The organism is Rouxiella silvae, assembly GCF_002093625.1.
Taxonomy (GTDB): Bacteria; Pseudomonadota; Gammaproteobacteria; order Enterobacterales; family Enterobacteriaceae; genus Rouxiella; species Rouxiella silvae.
Genome location: NZ_MRWD01000063.1, coordinates 1 through 18947 on the forward strand (window position 1 = coordinate 1; position 18947 = coordinate 18947).

Genomic DNA, 18947 nt, shown 5'->3' on the forward strand with positions numbered 1-18947 from the left:
TTTCTGCACGGCGTCCATGCTGAGTGCGCGGATAGCGTTCGCAAGCTCTTTACGAGAGGACATGTTCTACTCCAGGTCGGATTAAAAAAGCAGTCGAAAAAATCATTTTCTCAGACTACGTATTAAAACGGCAATCTCTATTACTGCACGGGACACACTTATCGAAGCGGCGCTGGGGGCATAGAGTTTTTAGTCTACCCAACTATATCGCCCCCGCTGGTAAAAACCAATCTTGGCACACGGCTTATAAGGAGATGTTGTTTGGGAGGTCGTTTTATAAAAACTTTCGCTGCCGTTTTAGAAATTTCGCGAAGAAATCAAAGCAGAAAGAAACAAAAAGACCCAGCGCGGCCGGGTCCTGATTTTGGTTAACGGCTAGCGTCTGAAAAATTATGCGCCTTTTTTATCGGCCTGCACGTGAAGCATTTCCAGAGCGAGCGTCGCCGCGGCCAGTGCAGTAATGTCTGACTGGTCGTAGGCTGGAGCAACTTCAACGATGTCCATGCCCACAATGTCGAGGTCCAGATTTTTCAGGCCACGCACCAGTTTCAACGCACGGTCAGAGGTCAGTCCGCCAATCACCGGCGTGCCCGTTCCCGGAGCGTGCGCCGGATCTAGACAGTCGATGTCAAAGCTTAGGTAAACCGGCAAATCACCGACGATCTGCTTAACCTGCGCCAGAATATCGTCAACGGTGCGGTCATTCACCTGCGCTGCGTCTAATACGGTGAATCCCAGGTCTTTATCAAACTCAGTGCGGATACCAATCTGTACCGAGTTTTCAGCAGAGATCAGACCCTCTTTCGGCGCATGATAGAACATAGTGCCGTGGTCAAATTTACTGCCGTTGGAGTAGGTATCGGTGTGCGCATCAAAGTGAACCAGCGCCATTTTACCGAACTTTTTAAAGTGAGAACGCAGCAGCGGCAGGGTCACGAAGTGGTCGCCACCGAAAGACAGCATGCGTTTACCCGAAGCCAGCAGTTTATCTGCGTGCTCTTCTAGGTTATTCACCAGGCTTTGTGCATCACCGAATTCGTATACGACGTCGCCACAGTCAACCACGTTGAGACGATCGCGCAGGTCGAAATCCCACGGCCAGCGCTTACCTTCCCACGCCAGATTAACAGACACCTGACGGATAGCCGCCGGGCCAAGGCGTGAGCCAGAACGGCCAGAGGTGGCCATATCGAAAGGAATACCGGTGATAACCCACTCGGCATCGCTGTCGTATGGCTCAAAATTCACCGGAAAACGCAGGAAACCAAACGCGTTGGAAACTAGCGAGTTATCAAACTTATGCCCCAAAGTGCTCATAACTTATCCTTTATATAAAAGCCTCGCGCGAGTGATGTTCCGCGAGGCCATGGTTCTCAGCCGTTGCTTAAATGTTGTCGTCTTCTAAATAAGTGTAACCGTACAGGCCGCTCTCGAACTCTTCGATAAACTGCGCCTGAAGTCCTGCATCGAGGTCGGTTTCTTTAACCTGGTCGCGGAAACGGGTGAGCAGCACGTTAGGGTCCAGCTGCACGTATTCCAACATGTCCGCCACGGTATCGCCCTCGTCGGACTGCTGCACCTCAACGCTGCCGTCAGGGAAGACAAATACGTCTACCGCAGCAGTATCGCCGAACAGGTTGTGCATGTTGCCAAGAATTTCCTGGTAGGCGCCCACCATAAAGAAGCCCAGCGCCGGCGGATTTTCAGGATCATACGGCGGCATTGGCATGGTGGTTGCCACACCGTCACCGTCAACGTAGTGATCGATTGTCCCGTCGGAGTCGCAGGTGATGTCGAGCAGCACGGCGCGGCCAACCGGTGGCTTGTCGAGGCCTTCCAGCGGCAGAACCGGGAACAGCTGGTCAATACCCCAGGCATCCGGCATTGACTGGAACAGCGAGAAGTTAACGTAGAGCTTGTCGGCCATGCGCTCCTGCAACTCATCAATAATAGGACGGTGCGCGCGGTTGCTTGGATCAAGCTGCTTCTGAATAACGTTGCAGATATTGAGGTAGATTTCTTCCGCCCAAGCGCGCTGGGTCAGGTCGAGAATTCCGTGTGCATACTGCGAGTGAACGTCGTGCAGGTCCATCTGGCAGTCGTGCAGCCACTCGCGCAGCGAACGACGGTTCTCCGGGTCGTGCATCTCGTTCCAGGTGTCCCACAGGCTCAGCAGCGCACGCGGTGCGTCTTCAGCGGGTGCCACCGGCGGCGTAAATTCATTACGCTCAACGCCAATAACGTTGGAAACCAGCACCGTGTGGTGTGCGGTAACCGCACGTCCCGATTCCGTTATCACCGTTGGGTGCGGCAGGCCGTGCTCATTACAGGCGTCGCCAATACCCCAGATAACGTTGTTGGCGTATTCGTTCAGACCATAGTTTACCGAGCAGTCAGACTGCGAACGCGTACCTTCATAGTCCACGCCCAAACCGCCGCCGACGTCGAAGCACTGAATGTTCACACCGAGCTTGTGCAGTTCGACGTAGAAGCGCGCCGACTCACGTACGCCGGTAGAGATGTCGCGAATGTTCGACAGCTGTGAACCGAGATGGAAGTGCAGCAACTGAAGACTGTCGAGGCGATCTGCGTCACGCAGCATTTCTACCAGTTGCAGAACCTGCGCAGCCGCCAGACCAAATTTGGATTTTTCGCCGCCGCTTGACTGCCACTTGCCTGAACCTTGCGAAGAAAGACGCGCACGCACGCCAAGACGCGGGATAACGTTCAGGCGTTCGGCTTCTTCAAGCACCAGCTTAATCTCGGTCATTTTTTCAATAACCAAATAGACCTTGTGACCCAGCTTCTCGCCGATCAGCGCCAGGCGAATATACTCACGATCTTTATAGCCGTTACACACGATAACCGAACGGGTCATGCCCGCGTGCGCCAGAACGGCCATCAGCTCAGCTTTAGAACCGGCCTCCAAGCCCAGCGGTTCACCGGATTCAACCAGTGACTCAATCACGCGACGGTGCTGGTTTACCTTGATGGGATAAACCAGGAAATAGTCACCCTCGTAGCCAAATGACTCACGGGCGCGCTTAAACGCTCCGTTAATCGAGCGCAGACGGTGTTGTAAAATTTGTGGGAAACAGAACAGCGCAGGCAGACGTTGACCGTCCTGCTCGCGCAAGTCTTTTACCAACTGTGCCAGGTCGACGCGAGCCTCGGGTACGTCCGGATCGGGACAGACGCTGATATGCCCTAACTCATTGACGTCATAGTAATTATTGCCCCAATAGGCAACGTTATAAGTGCGCAGCATTTTGCTGGCATCACGGTCGTTCACGGCAACCTCCTGCATGGAGCGCAAAGAAACACTGTCGCCCGCATGAGACGGACGGTGGGAATGCATGTCATCAGACATAGTTAATACCCTTTTCTACACTGACAGCATGGCCAGCCACTATCGCAGTAACAACAGGTGAGAACAACCCAGACAAAGCCGAGAAACGCGCAGCAAAAACCGGACGCTCAACCCTGAAAAAAAGTTGTTCACTCATATAATTGTAAATCACGTTGTCAGACTCCGTGGAGCGAGTCAGAAGAAACCATGGGAGAACTACCCCCAAAGGTTGCAGGCTACATCAATAATTTGGGAAGAAATGGCGTTTAGCCGGCCCGAGAATCTTGAGTAGCACCGAGATGTCTGTGACTGACCTGTCTATAAGACAGCCGTGTAGAGACACGCTGTTTATAACATCGGATAGATGACAGAATTTTTTCACAGTGGTGGGACGCAGAAATAAAATGCGTCTGCTGGGGATGCTGTTGAAATGTAACAAGCGGTAAAAAGTGGGTCATTAACTTAACCACCTCCACAGGTGCCACGCAAAAGTGCGAGCATCCAGCCAAATATAGGGCAAAAGAGAACAGTAATTACTGGAATACGCTGCGTAATCGCCTAAAGATGAAAGATGGCAGCGCGGGGGCGTTTATACCGATAACCCTGTAAAAATGCAAAATGAAAATGAGGTCAAAGCTGTTTCGAACAGTGAATGTCACGCAAATTCGGCACAATATGAATACGACTGCAGTAAAAAAGGGCTGGCAATCACATTAAAAGCTGTCCTAAAATAGCCATCCAGATGTTAATCCGTCCATACCCAAAGCGATTTGGAGTATACTCTGACAAACCGTCAAACGGCTTCAGGATGGGCTTCAAATCTGTCCTTTTTCAAGTTGCCTAGCTTGGCAGCAATCTCTAACCGTCGTATGAAAGGTAAAGAAGATAATGGCTAAACACCTCTTTACGTCCGAATCTGTTTCAGAAGGACATCCAGACAAAATCGCAGACCAAATCTCTGATGCCGTTCTCGACGCGATTTTAGAACAAGATCCAAAAGCGCGCGTAGCGTGCGAAACCTACGTTAAAACTGGCATGGTTTTAGTGGGTGGCGAAGTGACTACCAGTGCTTGGGTAGACATCGAAGAGATTACCCGTAATACCATCCGTGAAATCGGATACGTCAACTCTGAAATGGGCTTTGACGCCAACTCTTGCGCCGTGCTGAGCGCTATTGGTAAGCAATCTCCCGATATCAATCAGGGCGTTGACCGCAGCGATCCCCTTGAGCAAGGCGCTGGTGACCAGGGCCTAATGTTTGGTTATGCAACCAACGAAACCGACGTGTTGATGCCAGCGCCAGTGACCTACGCCCACCGTTTGGTGCAGCAACAGGCTGCGGTACGTAAATCAGGCTCACTGCCTTGGCTGCGTCCAGATGCAAAAAGCCAGATCACTTTCCAGTATGACGACGGAAAAATCGTCGGCATTGACGCCGTTGTGCTGTCTACTCAGCACTCAGAAGACGTCAGCCTGAAAGATCTGCAAGAAGCCGTGATGGAAGAAATCATCAAGCCGGTTCTGCCGACTGAATGGCTGAACGCTTCAACCAAATATCACATCAATCCGACGGGCCGTTTTGTTATCGGCGGCCCAATGGGTGACTGCGGTCTGACCGGCCGTAAAATTATCGTTGATACCTACGGCGGCATGGCGCGTCACGGCGGCGGTGCTTTTTCCGGTAAGGATCCTTCCAAGGTTGACCGTTCTGCTGCTTATGCTGCACGCTACGTTGCTAAAAACATCGTTGCTGCTGGCCTGGCTGACCGTTGTGAAATCCAGGTTTCCTACGCAATCGGCGTTGCAGAACCTACCTCTATCATGGTTGAAACCTTCGGTACGGGTAAAATCTCTAACGAGCAGCTGACTTTGCTGGTTCGCGAGTTCTTCGACCTGCGCCCATACGGTTTGATTCAGATGCTTGACCTGCTGCACCCAATCTACAAAGAGACGGCGGCTTACGGTCACTTCGGTCGTGAACATTTCCCTTGGGAAAAAATCGACAAAGCCGCTCAGTTACGTGAAGCTGCCGGCCTATAGTTGATTAGACGGTATCATTCGTCTCTGTTAACAGCACAACCCTGCCCATACATGGCAGGGTTTTTTTATGTCCAATAACGCCACGCTATTATTAAGAATTAGTCTAAAATGAAAACGGTTACAGAATATAAATGCTTACTAATTAGTAAATTACAGAAATAATAAATAACACTTCCACAGGAATTGATTGATTTAAATCAAGGGATAGACTAAAACTCTACATCGCTAACGCGCCCACCTAGACAACGTCATAAAAAAGCTCGCCAGAACCCGTTTGTCCAAGTACGTTTAAGTGTAAGCGATTACAACTCTGTGATCTGGCGCACTTTACCGCGGGGCAAGGGCAAATAACATAGCTGGCAAAGTATTATAGCCATTTTTCGGAGGCAGGATGAGTAACTCAACGTCATATAAGGCAGGGAAGCGCTCTAATAAGAGTGTGACTTTTTTTGTCTGTTTTCTCGCCGCATTGGCTGGGCTGCTGTTCGGTCTGGACATTGGTGTAATAGCAGGTGCCCTTCCGTTTATCAGTCACGACTTCCAAATTTCAAGCCATCAGCAAGAATGGGTGGTCAGTTCAATGATGTTTGGTGCCGCAGTGGGTGCCATCGGCAGTGGTTGGATGAACTTCCGCATAGGCCGTAAATACAGCCTGATGATCGGTGCCGTGCTGTTTGTTATCGGTTCACTGGCTTCTGCCTTAGCGCCGAACACTGAAGTTCTGGTTATCGCACGCGTTATCTTGGGTCTGGCAGTTGGCGTAGCGTCTTATACCGCACCGCTGTATCTTTCTGAAATTGCGCCAGAAAAAATTCGCGGCAGCATGATTTCTATGTACCAGCTGATGATAACCATCGGTATTCTGGCAGCCTATCTGTCTGATACCGGCTTTAGTTACACCGGCGCATGGCGCTGGATGCTGGGCGTGATTACTATTCCGGCCCTGCTGTTACTGATCGGTGTGTTCTTCCTGCCTGACAGTCCGCGCTGGTTGGCGGCCCGTGGCAACGATGATAAAGCACGTCGCGTGCTCGAAAAACTGCGCGACACCAGCGAGCAGGCCAAAAAAGAGCTGAATGAAATCCGTGAAAGCCTGAAAGTGAAACAAGGCGGCTGGTCACTGTTCACGGCCAATAAAAACTTCCGCCGCGCGGTATATCTCGGCATCCTGTTGCAAGTTATGCAGCAGTTTACCGGCATGAACGTCATCATGTACTACGCACCAAAAATCTTCGGTTTGGCTGGTTTTGCCAGCAATTCACAGCAGATGTGGGGCACGGTTATCGTCGGTCTGGTTAACGTATTGGCCACCTTTATCGCCATCGGCCTGGTTGACCGCTGGGGACGCAAGCCTACGCTGATTCTGGGCTTCCTGGTCATGGCAGTAGGTATGGGCGTGTTGGGCACCATGCTGCACATTGGCGTAGAGTCCATGGGTGCCAAATACTTCTCTATCGCCATGCTGCTGATGTTTATTGTCGGCTTCGCAATGAGCGCCGGTCCGTTGATTTGGGTACTGTGTTCTGAAATTCAGCCGCTTAAAGGCCGCGATTTCGGTATCACTGTGTCAACTGCTACTAACTGGATTGCCAACATGATCGTCGGTGCAACCTTCCTGACCATGCTGGATAATCTGGGCAACGCCAATACCTTCTGGGTTTATGGCGCACTGAACCTGGTGTTTATCTTCATCACTCTGGCGCTTATTCCTGAAACCAAAAACGTTTCTCTGGAACACATCGAACGTAACCTGATGAGCGGTAAAGCGCTGAAAAACATCGGCGAATAACGCGCTTAGGCTTGTTGAATAACATCTATAAAGGCACTCATTGAGTGCCTTTATTTTTTTGCCCACCAATGTTCTTGCACAAACCTCACTGTCGGATTTATGCTTTAAAATATGAAAAGCACCAGACTCCCCATAGCCTTGCAACAAGCTGTTATGCGCTGTATGCGAGAAAAACTGCAACTTGCTAACCAGAAGCTGGATACCACCTATCCAGAGCCTGAAATCAACTATCAGCAACGCGGCACCAGCGCTGGCACTGCCTACCTGCAATATTGGCAGATACGGCTCAATCCGGTGCTGTTGATAGAAAATCAGCAACAATTTATCGATGAAGTGGTACCACACGAACTGGCCCATTTGCTGGTTTATCGCCGTTTTGGTCGCGCCGCTGCTCCCCACGGGAAAGAATGGCGCTGGATGATGGAGTCAATTTTAGGCGTTCCCCCCCGCCGCACGCACCCGTTCACCGTCACCTCGGTGCAGAGCAAAACCTACCCCTATCTGTGCGAGTGCCGTGATCATCAGCTAACGGTACGTCGTCATAATAAGGTAATGCGCAAAGAGGCTGAATATCGCTGCAGCCACTGCGGTACGCTACTGCGTTTCAAAAGCCATTAAAGCGCTAAAAGCGTTGCCTAACCGCAGCGGCTAACTCGTTAAAATATATCTATTATCTCATTGATAGCGCGTGGGGCATCCGCTACCCTGCCTGCTTTTGGTTATTAGGCTGTTCTGGAATATGTCTCGCAAAATCTGGCTGTTGTTGTCACTCATCGCTTTCTCCTCTTTTAGCTCGCTTGGTCGTTCAAACGACAATATCAAAATCAATAATTTCAGCCAGGCGAAGGCCGCGGCGGTAAAAATAAACCACGATGCACCGACTTTTTACTGTGGCTGCAAAGTCAGCTGGACCGGTAAGAAAGGCACGCCGGACCTGCAATCCTGCGGCTATGTTCCGCGCAAAAGTGCCCAACGAGCCGAACGCATTGAATGGGAACACGTGGTTCCGGCGTGGGAGTTTGGCCACCAGCGTCAGTGCTGGCAAAACGGCGGCAGAAAAAATTGTGCAAAAGATGCAGGGTATCGCCAGATTGAAACGGACCTGCATAATCTGCAACCCGCAATCGGTGAAGTGAATGGCGATCGCAACAACTTTCAGTACAGTCAGTGGAACGCGCCTGCCGACCAGTATGGCCGCTGCGAGATGAAAGTTGATTTCAAAAACAAGGCTGCGGAGCCTCCCGCTCGCGCTCGCGGTGCCATTGCACGCACCTATTTTTATATGCGCGACCGCTATCAACTCAGCCTGTCACGCCAGCAAACGCAGCTGTTCACCGCCTGGGACAAGCTCTATCCGGTCACTGTGTGGGAGTGTGAACGCGATAATCGCATTGCCGCGGTGCAGGGGAATCATAACAACTATGTTCAGCAGGCTTGCCAGCGGGGAAACAGCTAACCTACTATATCTCCCTGCTCTGGCTGCCATGCACGCTCCGTCTCGATGAACAGCCGAGCGTGCTGCCCAACAGCCCCAAGGGGCTGTTTTGTATTTTAGGACTACATAAGGACTACCGTCTCACATGCGAATACCGCGCATTTATCACCCCGAGCAACTTATCGCACACAGCGAAGTCGCACTGAGCGAAGACGCCGCCAACCACGTGGGCCGCGTACTGCGCATGCAGCCTGGTCAGCACGTTCAGCTGTTCGACGGTTCAAACCAAGTATTCGACGCCAGCATCACTCACGTTGACAAGAAAAGCGTGCACGTGCAGCTTGCCGACGCAGAGTTGGCCGATAATGAATCACCGCTGAATCTGCATCTGGGTCAGGTTATTTCTCGCGGTGAGAAGATGGAATTCACCATCCAAAAATCTATCGAACTGGGCGTAAATACCATCACGCCGCTGTTTTCAGAGCGCTGTGGCGTTAAACTGGACGGCGAAAGGCTCACCAAAAAGCTGCAACAGTGGCAGAAAATTGCCATTGCCGCCTGCGAACAGTGCGGAAGAAACCGCGTGCCTGAAATACGTGAAGCGATGTCGCTCGAGCAGTGGTGCGCCGAACCGGACAACAGTTTGAAGCTAAATTTACATCCTCGCGCCAGCCACAGCATAAATACGCTGCCACTGCCGGTAGAACGTGTGCGATTATTGATTGGTCCTGAAGGCGGACTTTCCGCCGACGAAATTGCGATGACCACGGGCTACGGATTTACTGATATCCTGTTGGGACCGCGCGTTTTACGCACAGAAACTACAGCGCTCACCGCCATAACCGCCCTGCAGGTGCGTTTTGGTGACTTGGGCTAGAAGCAGTCTCTAAAGGAGAGAAGATGATTAAGCTTGGCATCGTGATGGACCCGATTTCATCCATCAATATCAAGAAAGACACCAGCTTCGCCATGTTGCTGGAAGCTCAGCGTCGCGGCTATGAACTGCATTATATGGAGATGAACTCTCTTTATCTGCGCGGCGGAGAAGGTCGTGCACAAACCCGCAAGCTGTTGGTTAAGCAAGATTACGAAAACTGGTATCAGTTCGGCGACGAACAGGACATCGCGCTGCATGACCTTGACGTCGTGCTAATGCGTAAAGATCCGCCGTTTGACACCGAGTTTATCTACGCGACCTATATTCTTGAGCGCGCAGAAGAGAAAGGCACGCTTATCGTTAATAAACCGCAGAGCCTGCGCGACTGTAACGAAAAGCTGTTTACCGCCTGGTTCCCTGAATTAACGCCGGACACGCTGGTCACGCGTAATGCTTCCCAGTTGAAAACTTTTTATAAAGAACATACCGACGTCATCCTTAAGCCGCTCGACGGCATGGGTGGCGCGTCGATTTTCCGTCTCAAGCCGGAAGACGCCAACGTATCGGTGGTGATTGAAACCCTGACCGAACACGGCAGCCGCTATTGCATGGCGCAAAATTACCTGCCAGCCATTAAAGATGGTGACAAGCGCGTTCTGGTTGTCGACGGTGAACCGGTGCCTTACTGCTTGGCGCGGATCCCTTCTCAGGGCGAAACCCGAGGTAACCTGGCCGCCGGTGGCCGTGGCGAAGCGCGTCCGTTAAGTGAAAGCGACTGGGCAATTGCGCGTGCCGTTGCTCCTACGTTGAAGAAAAAAGGCCTAATCTTTGTCGGTCTGGACATCATCGGCGATCGCCTGACCGAAATTAACGTGACCAGCCCAACCTGTGTACGTGAAATCGAAGCCGCATTCCCGGATATCTCCATTACCGGAATGTTGATGGATGCCATCGAAGTCCGTCTCGCTGCACGTTAATATGTCATTAATGGCGGCAAGACACTTTGCCGCCTGCTATTTTTATAGCCAACAATAAAGTATTCAAACATTTATGAATCTACAGCATCACTTTCTTATTGCCATGCCTGGACTGGAAGAACCTCTGTTCAAACGTTCAGTTATCTACGTGTGTGAACACAACGACGACGGCGCAATGGGCCTGGTGATCAATAAACTTGTCGACGATTTTACCGTCAAGAATGTATTAGATAAGTTAGACATCAACCCAATGCCGCGTGACCCAGCGATTAACCTCGACCGTCCAGTATTTTCGGGTGGCCCGCTGGCTGACGATCGGGGATTCATTCTGCATACGCCGCGTAAAGGCTTTGGTTCAAGTATTCAGATTTCTGAACACACAATGATAACCACCTCGAAAGACGTGCTTGAAACCTTAGGCACCCCTGACCAACCGAAAGACGTGCTGGTTGCGCTGGGCTATGCGGCCTGGGAACAGGGTCAGCTAGAACAGGAGCTGTTAAATAACAGCTGGCTGACCATCGAAGCCAACAGCGATATTATTTTCAGAACGCCGATTGCCGACCGCTGGCGTGAAGCAGCCAAAATGATTGGCATTGAAGTCAGCCAGCTTGCCACCCACGCAGGCCACGCATAATGGGCAACCGCACGCTTTTTGCCTTCGACTTTGGCACTAAAAGTATCGGCCTTGCTATCGGCCAGGAAGTGACCGGCACTGCGCGCCCGCTAACGTCCTTCAAAGCGCAGGACGGCACGCCAGATTGGCAGAAAATAGAAAAACTGCTTAAAGAGTGGCTGCCTGACCTGGTTATCGTTGGTCTGCCGCTCAATATGGACGGTACCGAGCAGCCATTGACTGCCAGAGCTCGCAAATTCGCCAACCGCCTGCATGGCCGTTTTGGCGTTCAGGTTGAGCTGCACGATGAGCGCCTCAGCACGGTTGAAGCACGCGCGGACTTGTTCGAGCGCGGGGGATTTCGTGCGTTGGACAAAGGCAGCGTTGATGCCGCGTCGGCAGTAATTATTCTTGAAAGCTGGTTTGAGAATCAATGGAATAAGCCCTAAAGGGCCATTTCCCTCAGCCTTAAAGCAATCCTGAATCACTCCGCTGCTGCCTGCTCTGCTCAAAAGTCTGCATTCCGGCCCCTGAACCGGTTTGCAGGCTGTCCTGCAACTGATGCGTTTTACCCTCACGAATCAAATTACACACCGCCGGGGTTGAAGTCAGCATCTCATACAGCGCAACCCTTCCCCCTTGCCTGCTCGCCACTAACCTTTGCGCCAGAATACCGCGCAGGCTGCCCGCTAACTGGGCGCGCACAAAAGCTTTTTCCTCGGCGGGAAAAACGTCAATCAAGCGATCTACTGCCTGAGCCGCGTGGCGGGCATGTAGCGTAGCCAATACCAGATGCCCTGTTTCTGCTGCAGTGAGTGCCAACCTGATACTCTGTGTGTCGCGCAGCTCTCCCAGCAGCAGCACGTCAGGGTCCTCGCGCAGTGCGGCACGTATCGCCTCGGTAAAGCATGGCGTGTGAGTGCCCATTTCCCGCTGCTGAATTAAACAACGCTGGCTGTTATGCAAAAATTCAATCGGGTCTTCCAACGTGATAATGTGCCGAGTGCGAGTTTGATTGAGATAACCTATCACGGCGGCAAGCGTGGTCGATTTACCGCTGCCGGTTGCGCCGGTAATCAGAATCAGACCATCTTCCTGTTCGCTAAGGGTGCGTAATACCTCGGGAGCTTGCAGATCTGAAAGGTTTGGGCAGTGCTGGGGCAGCGGCCGCAGTGCCAGAGAAAGCCCGGCAAACTGGCGAAAAAAATTGACCCGCACGCGCCTGCCGCTGGCGAGGGTCACAGCGGCGTCCGCGTGCCCCTTGTGTCGCAGCTCGTACAATCGACCACTGTCGAGCCAGGCCTCACTTAGCGCCGCCAGCTGCTCATGGGTTAAAGGTGTGCTTAATTCATCGGTCGTCAGCTCGCCGTCAATGCGTAACATCGGGCGTTGTCCGGTACAAAGGTGCAGATCAGAAGCATTTTGCTTTACACTAAGCTCCACAAAATTATTGATATCCATTTTAAAACCTCCTGAGCGAATATGAACCAACGTCAGCATTCAGCTATTGCGGAAAATCTACAGCAAGTCAGAGAACGTATCGCTTCTTCTGCCGCCCTTTGCGCGCGCGCTCCAGAAGAAGTGACTCTGCTTGCAGTCAGCAAAACCAAACCTGCGAGCGCTATCGAAGAAGCGATCGCCGCCGGGCAACTGGCCTTTGGTGAGAACTATGTTCAGGAAGGCGTAGAAAAGGTGGCCGCCTTTGCTGGTCATCAGCCGCCGCTGGTCTGGCACTTTATTGGTCCTTTACAGTCCAATAAAAGTCGCCTGGTCTCCGAGAGCTTTGATTGGTGCCATACCATAGACCGCCTGAAGATTGCTCAACGTCTTAACGAGCAGCGTCCTGCGGGCAGAGCACCGCTACAAGTGCTGATTCAGGTGAATATCAGCGATGAGCAAAGTAAATCGGGGATTACCCTGTCAGAAGTTTCACAGCTGGCCGCAGAGATTGCCGCCATGCAAAATCTTACTCTGCGCGGGTTAATGGCTATCCCGGCCGCCGAGAGTGAATATTCGCGTCAGTTGGCCGTTTTCAGCCAAATGACCGAGGCTTATAACCAGTTGAAGCAGCACTATCCACAGGTCGATACGCTTTCAATGGGAATGACCGACGACATGCCCGCCGCCATCGCCGCGGGCAGCACCATGGTCCGTATCGGCACCGCTATTTTCGGTGCCCGTGACTATTCGGCGTAAGATAAATTCAAAACTGCGAACCCAGTATCAGGACCTGTAGCATCGCTACAGCGTTAAGTACGACGGGTAGAAAGGAGCACTGTTCACATGCAACATCGTAAAATATGCTTTATCGGCGCCGGCAACATGGCAGGGGCAATTATCGCAGGACTGGTTACCAGCGGATATCCGGCTGATTTGATCAGTGTCTGCGCGCCATCGGGCAAGAATCGTGATGCGCTGGCAGAAAAGTACGGTACACGCAGCAGCAGCGAAAATATCACCTGCGCCAAAGAAGCCGACGTTGTGGTATTGGCCGTTAAACCGCAACTGATGGCCGACGTGTGCAGCGAGCTGCAAAAGCAAGTCGATTTCAGCGGCAAGCTGGTGCTGTCGATTGCCGCTGGCGTAAGCGTCGCACGCTTTATCGCACTGCTGGGCAACGGGCTAAACATTGTGCGCGTGATGCCTAATACGCCCTCACTGGTGGGTAAAGGCATGAGCGGACTGTATGCGCCAGAGCACGTTGGCCAGCAGGACCGAGATTTCAGCAGCGAACTGATGTCGGCGGTAGGAAAAGTGTGCTGGGTTGACACCGAAGAAGGGATCAATCACGTTATTGCCGCCGCGGGCAGTGCGCCAGCCTATTTCTTCCTGTTTATGGAGGCGATGCAGCAGGAAGCACAGCGTCAGGGCCTGAGTGCCGATACAGCACGCCTGCTGGTGCAGCAGGCGGCGAGCGGCGCGGCGGCGCTGGTTGAAGCTAATCCTGAAACGCCACTGTCTACGCTGCGTGAAAACGTGACGTCCAAAGGCGGCACCACCTTTGAAGCATTAAAGGTATTTAATGAGCGCGAACTGTCGGCTATCGTTGCCGAAGCAATGCAGGCAGCGATTACCCGCGCACAGGAAATGGAAAAACTTTTCTAGTCTGCTGCTGTAAATATTTTGGCTGTTAGTCTTAACGTTGGCCTGCCGACGCAGGTCAACACCGTTTAGGGAAAAAATTGAAGTAATTCAAAGTAAAGCTTTGGATTATCGATCACAAGAATAAGGTTATTTATGCTCACGCTGACTTTCCTGGTCAAAACACTGATTGACCTCTATGTCATGGTTTTACTTTTACGCATCTGGATGCAGTGGGCGAGAACTGATTTTTACAATCCATTCTCGCAGTTTGTTGTTAAAATAACCCAGCCGATCATTGCGCCGATGCGCCGGGTCATTCCACCGCTGGGGCCTATCGACAGTGCATCGCTGCTGCTGGCTTTCTTGCTCATGACGATTAAGTACCCGCTGCTGCTGCTGGTTCAGGGCGGTGGAATATCGCTGAGTCCGTATAACCTATTGTTTGGCCTGATAGCGTTGGTGAAGTCCGCCGGTTATCTGGTGTTCTGGCTTATCATTATCCGCTCGCTAATGAGCTGGGTAAGTCAGGGACGCGGCGCGATGGATTACGTGCTGATGCAACTGACCGAACCGCTGATGGCACCCATTCGTCGAATTATTCCGGCGATGGGCGGCATCGACTTCTCTGCGATGGTGGTTATCCTTATTCTTTATATGCTGAATTATCTCGGCATGGATTTGTTGGGCGAGCTCTGGTTCCTGCTGTGATCCGCAGTCGCTAAAACGCGGCGGGCAGTCGCGGGTTGTTTATCAACTCGTTGTGCTGTTCGCCGCGTAAATATTTTAATTTCAGGAAGTAGAAATGCAAAAAGTAGTACTGGCCACTGGCAACCCCGGAAAAGTGCGTGAACTCGCGTCGATACTCGCCAACTTTGGGCTTGACGTTGTGGCTCAAACCGAGCTGGGCGTTGATGACGCCGACGAAACTGGCCTGACTTTTATCGAAAATGCGATCCTCAAAGCACGCCATGCGGCTGAGATAACAGGACTGCCTGCCATCGCCGATGATTCGGGACTGGCGGTCGATTTTCTCGGGGGTGCGCCGGGAATTTACTCTGCGCGTTATTCCGGTGAAGGTGCCACTGACCAGAAGAACCTCGAGAAACTGCTGGATGCGCTAAAAAACGTGCCGGAAGGCCAGCGTCAGGCGCAGTTCCACTGTGTGTTGGTGTATATGCGTCATGCAGAAGACCCTACGCCACTGGTTTGTCACGGCAGTTGGGCCGGTGAAATCATTCGCTCACCCGCGGGCGAAGGGGGTTTTGGTTACGACCCGATCTTTTATGTTCCCGCCTTGGGCAAAACGGCCGCAGAGCTGACGCGCGAAGAAAAAAGCGCGGTGTCTCACCGTGGCTTAGCGTTGGCTCAGTTACTGCAAGCCATGTCCGGGGCTGCTGAAAAAAATGCGTAAGCTGCCTCCGTTAAGTCTTTATCTGCATATCCCGTGGTGTGTGCAGAAATGCCCGTATTGCGATTTCAACTCGCACGCCCTCAAGGGCGAGGTGCCGCATGATGACTACGTAGCCCATCTGCTTGCGGACCTGGACGCCGACCTGCATCTGACTTCTGGCCGCACGGTAGACACTATTTTTATTGGCGGAGGTACGCCGAGCCTGCTGAGCAGCGAAGCAATGCAAAACCTGCTCGACGGCGTTCGCGCCCGCCTGCCAGTGGCTGCCGATGCTGAAATCACGATGGAAGCGAACCCGGGCACCGTTGAAGCCGACAGATTTAGCGCCTATCAGCGTGCCGGTGTGAACCGTATCTCTATCGGCGTGCAGAGCTTTAGCGCTGAAAAACTTGAGCGCCTTGGCCGCATCCACGGACCAGAGGAAGCGAAACGCGCGGCACATCTGGCGACCGACTTAGGCCTGCGCAGCTTTAACCTCGACCTGATGCACGGCCTGCCGAACCAGACGCTGGAACAGGCGCTCGACGATTTGCGTCAGGCCATAGCGCTCAACCCGCCGCATCTTTCGTGGTATCAGCTGACCATTGAACCTAACACTTTGTTTGCCTACAAAACGCCGGTATTACCGGACGACGATGCGCTGTGGGATATCTTCGAACAAGGTGACCAACTGTTGACCGCCGCCGGGTATCAGCAGTACGAAACCTCAGCCTATGCCAAGCCGGGCTATCAGTGCCAGCACAACCTTAACTATTGGCGCTTTGGTGATTACCTCGGCGTGGGCTGTGGCGCACACGGCAAGCTGACTCAGTCCGATGGTCGCATTCTGCGTACGGTGAAAACTAAACATCCGCGTGGCTATATGCAGGGCCGTTACATGGACAAACAGCATGAGGTTGAGAGCAAAGAGCTGCCGTTCGAGTTCTTTATGAATCGATTCCGACTGCTTGAAGCGGCACCGCGTGAAGAGTTTGCGATTTATACTGGATTGGAGGAGTCTGCCATTCGTGCGCAGCTCGACGATGCAATCGCCAAGGAGTACTTGGTTGAGACAGCCACGCACTGGCAGATTACCGAGAAGGGAAAGTTGTTCCTGAACTCACTGCTGGAGCTGTTTTTGGCTGATTAGTTGCTTCTCCCCCATCCTAACCTTCCCCCACTGAAAAAAGTGGGGGAAGGGATCAAAAAAATCCTTTCTGGAAAGAAGCATAACCTTCAAAAAATCAGATTTTAATCCCCCATTCTGCAAGGAAGACTCTCACTCAGATTTTAATCCTACATTCTGCAAGGAAGACTCTCACTCAGATTTTAATCCTACATTCTGCAAGGAAGACTCTCACTCAGATTTTAATCCCACATTCTGCAAGGAAGACTCTCACTCAGATTTTAATCCTACATTCTGCAAGGAAGACTCTCACTCAGATTTTAATCCTACATTCTGCAAGGAAGACTCTCACTCAGATTTTAATCCCACATTTTACAAGGAAAACACTCACTCAGATTTTAATCCCCCATTCTGCAAGGGAGACTCTACCTCAGATTTTAATCCCCTCCCCCAAAATGGGGGAGGGTTAGGGTGGGGGCAATCGCGCGCACCCAAACAAACGCGGTTGAATTACTTAATATCTGCCAACAGTTCGCGACGCTGCTCTTCAAGTGAGGTCACGCGATTACAGACACTGTGGCCAAAACCTTCAAACTCGCCCTGCTGTCTTTTCCATTCGGCCTGAACCGCCTGCTGCAACCCGCCGAGATTGCTCATCATCGCCTGTAAAGGATTCCCGCCGCTGGCCACCTGACGCGTACCCATTTCGTTCATGCTGTCCTGCATCACGCCGCCCATGGTTTGCTCAACCAGGTGCTGACCGTCTTGCTGCACCTTGTCGATAGCCTGATGGTGGAAAGTCAGCCCGTCTGAGCGGTGCTCGATAATGCGGTTCATCTGCTGCTTAAGCTGGCCGTCAAGCGTGGTTAGGCGGTTGCGTACGTTACTGTCGGCACCCAATTGCTTAACGATAACGCCGTCCATCGCCACGCGAGCCTTTTCAAGGTGTGCTTTGGCACCCTGATCGATCCACGGCAGATCACGACGCAGCGCGGCCTGATAATCAATCGCTTCCTGACGCTGTTTCGCCGTCAGAGAAACTTCTTTTCCATTCTGGGTCAGGTCACCGTTTGGGGAAATCAGCAGGTTACCGCTGGCACCGACAACCTGCACCGTTTGCGGCTTGATAACAATGTCGTCCTGCGGTTTGGCACTGCATTGAAATTCTGCGTGAGCCTGCAGCGCCGTCAAGGCAATCAGACCGACCAGACCGTGTTTCAATCCGCTTTTTGTTAACGCTTTTGCTGACGTTCTTGTAAACATGGTAACTCCCTTAGGTCATACAGGCAGCGAGCAAAACCTAGCTGGCTGCACTGATTTAAAATATCGAACGGCCAATGCGCTGCGCCAATAGTTCTAAGGCAGCGGTTCCTGCCAAAGAGTTCCCTGCGGTATCAAGCTCTGGCGACCAGACGGCAATACACATCTCTTCTGGCACGACGGCAATAATGCCGCCACCCACCCCAGATTTACCCGGCATTCCCACCCGATAGGCAAACTCCCCGGCACCATCGTACATGCCGCTTGTGACCATTAACGCATTGATATGCCTAGCCTGAGAGGACTCAATCAGCGGTTGATCACTGCCGGGCGGCACGCCTTTGTTAACCAGATAAAGGAAAGTACGCGCCAGTTCACAGCAGCTCATTTTGAGCGAGCAGTAGTTAAAATAGGTCTGTAGAACGGTGATGACGTCATTTTCAAAATTACCAAATGATTTCATCAGATAAGCGATAGCAGCGTTGCGATCCGAATGTTCAAATTCGGAGCGCGCCACCAGCGGATCGTAATGAATGTCTTGTTCATCCGCAAGTTGGCGAACCACTTCTAGCATGCGCTGTTTGGGCGCTGCGAGACGCGTTTGCAGCATATCGCAAATTACCAGCGCGCCCGGATTGATAAACGGATTACGCGGCTTGCCCTTTTCCAGCTCGAGCTGCACCAGGGAGTTAAACGGCTGCCCGGAAGGCTCTTTGCCCACCCGCTGCCAGATTTCATGCTCTTCATAGCGGCTCATCGCCAGGGTCAGGCTCAGCACTTTGGAAATAGACTGAATAGAGAAACGGGTGTGGGCATCACCGGCATAAAATTGCTGGCCGTCTACCGTACACACTGCAATCCCCAGGTTTTGAGGGTCAACAGTCGCCAGCGCCGGAATATAGTCCGCCACTTTTCCCTGCCCAATCAAAGGCCGCACCTGTGAAAGGATCTCATCCAGCAGGCCGTTATCTAATTCAGTCGACACCGTTATTCCCTTTAAATAA

Annotated in this window: 19 protein-coding genes; 13 read left to right on the top strand and 6 right to left on the bottom strand. The window is 52.2% G+C overall.

The genetic code is table 11. The features are described 5' to 3' along the window. The 3 genes from BS639_RS25315 to speA all read right to left on the bottom strand — a co-directional run. A partial coding sequence (locus BS639_RS25315; RefSeq protein WP_374193410.1) for a hypothetical protein occupies positions 1 to 63 on the bottom strand: 63 nt, incomplete at its 3' end. Between the two features lie 327 nt (positions 64 to 390). After that, positions 391 to 1317, bottom strand: a complete 927-nt coding sequence (gene speB / locus BS639_RS20630; protein WP_055781858.1) for an agmatinase — start codon at positions 1315 to 1317, stop codon at positions 391 to 393. Between the two features lie 67 nt (positions 1318 to 1384). Beyond that, positions 1385 to 3370 (bottom strand): biosynthetic arginine decarboxylase, encoded by a 1986-nt coding sequence (speA, locus tag BS639_RS20635; protein ID WP_055781861.1) that lies wholly within the window; start codon positions 3368 to 3370, stop codon positions 1385 to 1387. 867 nt (positions 3371 to 4237) lie between these two features. On the opposite strand from speA, the gene metK reads away from it, so the two are divergent. The 8 genes from metK (at position 4238) to ruvX (ending at position 11532) form a co-directional block, all read left to right on the top strand. After that, positions 4238 to 5389: a methionine adenosyltransferase gene (gene metK / locus BS639_RS20640; protein WP_084984190.1), complete on the top strand. Its 1152-nt coding sequence runs from the start codon at positions 4238 to 4240 to the stop codon at positions 5387 to 5389. Between the two features lie 391 nt (positions 5390 to 5780). Next, complete coding sequence (locus BS639_RS20645) at positions 5781 to 7178, top strand: sugar porter family MFS transporter (protein ID WP_084984191.1); 1398 nt, start codon at positions 5781 to 5783, stop codon at positions 7176 to 7178. A gap of 111 nt (positions 7179 to 7289) precedes the next feature. Then, positions 7290 to 7796 carry a SprT family zinc-dependent metalloprotease gene (locus tag BS639_RS20650; protein ID WP_055781870.1) on the top strand — a complete coding sequence of 169 codons (507 nt, stop codon included), beginning with the start codon at positions 7290 to 7292 and terminating at the stop codon, positions 7794 to 7796. Between the two features lie 121 nt (positions 7797 to 7917). Continuing rightward, positions 7918 to 8634 carry a deoxyribonuclease I gene (endA, locus tag BS639_RS20655; RefSeq protein WP_084984192.1) on the top strand — a complete coding sequence of 239 codons (717 nt, stop codon included), beginning with the start codon at positions 7918 to 7920 and terminating at the stop codon, positions 8632 to 8634. A 124-nt stretch (positions 8635 to 8758) separates the two neighbouring features. After that, the gene (gene rsmE, locus BS639_RS20660; RefSeq protein WP_084984193.1) at positions 8759 to 9490 is read left to right on the top strand and encodes a 16S rRNA (uracil(1498)-N(3))-methyltransferase; all 732 of its coding nucleotides are present in this window, start codon (positions 8759 to 8761) and stop codon (positions 9488 to 9490) included. A 23-nt stretch (positions 9491 to 9513) separates the two neighbouring features. Further along, entirely contained in the window at positions 9514 to 10467 is a 954-nt protein-coding gene (gshB, locus tag BS639_RS20665; RefSeq protein WP_055781877.1) for a glutathione synthase, read from the top strand. A gap of 73 nt (positions 10468 to 10540) precedes the next feature. Continuing rightward, positions 10541 to 11104, top strand: a complete 564-nt coding sequence (locus tag BS639_RS20670; RefSeq protein WP_055781880.1) for a YqgE/AlgH family protein — start codon at positions 10541 to 10543, stop codon at positions 11102 to 11104. Continuing rightward, a complete protein-coding gene (ruvX, locus tag BS639_RS20675; protein ID WP_055781883.1) occupies positions 11104 to 11532 on the top strand; it encodes a Holliday junction resolvase RuvX in 429 nt (142 codons plus the stop codon). The genes BS639_RS20670 and ruvX overlap by 1 nt, the downstream gene beginning before the upstream one ends. Positions 11533 to 11551: 19 nt before the next feature. Here ruvX and BS639_RS20680 read toward each other — a convergent pair whose 3' ends face one another. Next, positions 11552 to 12544 carry a type IV pilus twitching motility protein PilT gene (locus BS639_RS20680; RefSeq protein ID WP_084984194.1) on the bottom strand — a complete coding sequence of 331 codons (993 nt, stop codon included), beginning with the start codon at positions 12542 to 12544 and terminating at the stop codon, positions 11552 to 11554. A gap of 21 nt (positions 12545 to 12565) precedes the next feature. Here BS639_RS20680 and BS639_RS20685 point away from each other — a divergent pair, with 21 nt between their 5' ends. The 5 genes from BS639_RS20685 (at position 12566) to hemW (ending at position 16707) form a co-directional block, all read left to right on the top strand. Further along, positions 12566 to 13279, top strand: a complete 714-nt coding sequence (locus BS639_RS20685) for a YggS family pyridoxal phosphate-dependent enzyme (RefSeq protein ID WP_084984195.1) — start codon at positions 12566 to 12568, stop codon at positions 13277 to 13279. A gap of 87 nt (positions 13280 to 13366) precedes the next feature. After that, positions 13367 to 14188, top strand: coding sequence for a pyrroline-5-carboxylate reductase (gene proC, locus BS639_RS20690; protein ID WP_084984196.1), 822 nt, complete (start codon positions 13367 to 13369; stop codon positions 14186 to 14188). Between the two features lie 132 nt (positions 14189 to 14320). Further along, complete coding sequence (locus BS639_RS20695) at positions 14321 to 14875, top strand: YggT family protein (protein ID WP_055781895.1); 555 nt, start codon at positions 14321 to 14323, stop codon at positions 14873 to 14875. A gap of 94 nt (positions 14876 to 14969) precedes the next feature. Then, positions 14970 to 15578, top strand: coding sequence for an XTP/dITP diphosphatase (locus BS639_RS20700; protein ID WP_055781898.1), 609 nt, complete (start codon positions 14970 to 14972; stop codon positions 15576 to 15578). Next, positions 15571 to 16707, top strand: a complete 1137-nt coding sequence (gene hemW / locus BS639_RS20705) for a radical SAM family heme chaperone HemW (protein WP_055781901.1) — start codon at positions 15571 to 15573, stop codon at positions 16705 to 16707. The genes BS639_RS20700 and hemW overlap by 8 nt, the downstream gene beginning before the upstream one ends. Before the next feature lie 486 nt (positions 16708 to 17193). Here hemW and BS639_RS20710 read toward each other — a convergent pair whose 3' ends face one another. Both BS639_RS20710 and glsB read right to left on the bottom strand, forming a co-directional pair. Then, positions 17194 to 17946, bottom strand: a complete 753-nt coding sequence (locus BS639_RS20710) for a YggN family protein (RefSeq protein ID WP_055781902.1) — start codon at positions 17944 to 17946, stop codon at positions 17194 to 17196. Positions 17947 to 18001: 55 nt separating this feature from the next. After that, complete coding sequence (gene glsB / locus BS639_RS20715; protein ID WP_084984197.1) at positions 18002 to 18928, bottom strand: glutaminase B; 927 nt, start codon at positions 18926 to 18928, stop codon at positions 18002 to 18004. Positions 18929 to 18947: the final 19 nt, after the last annotated feature.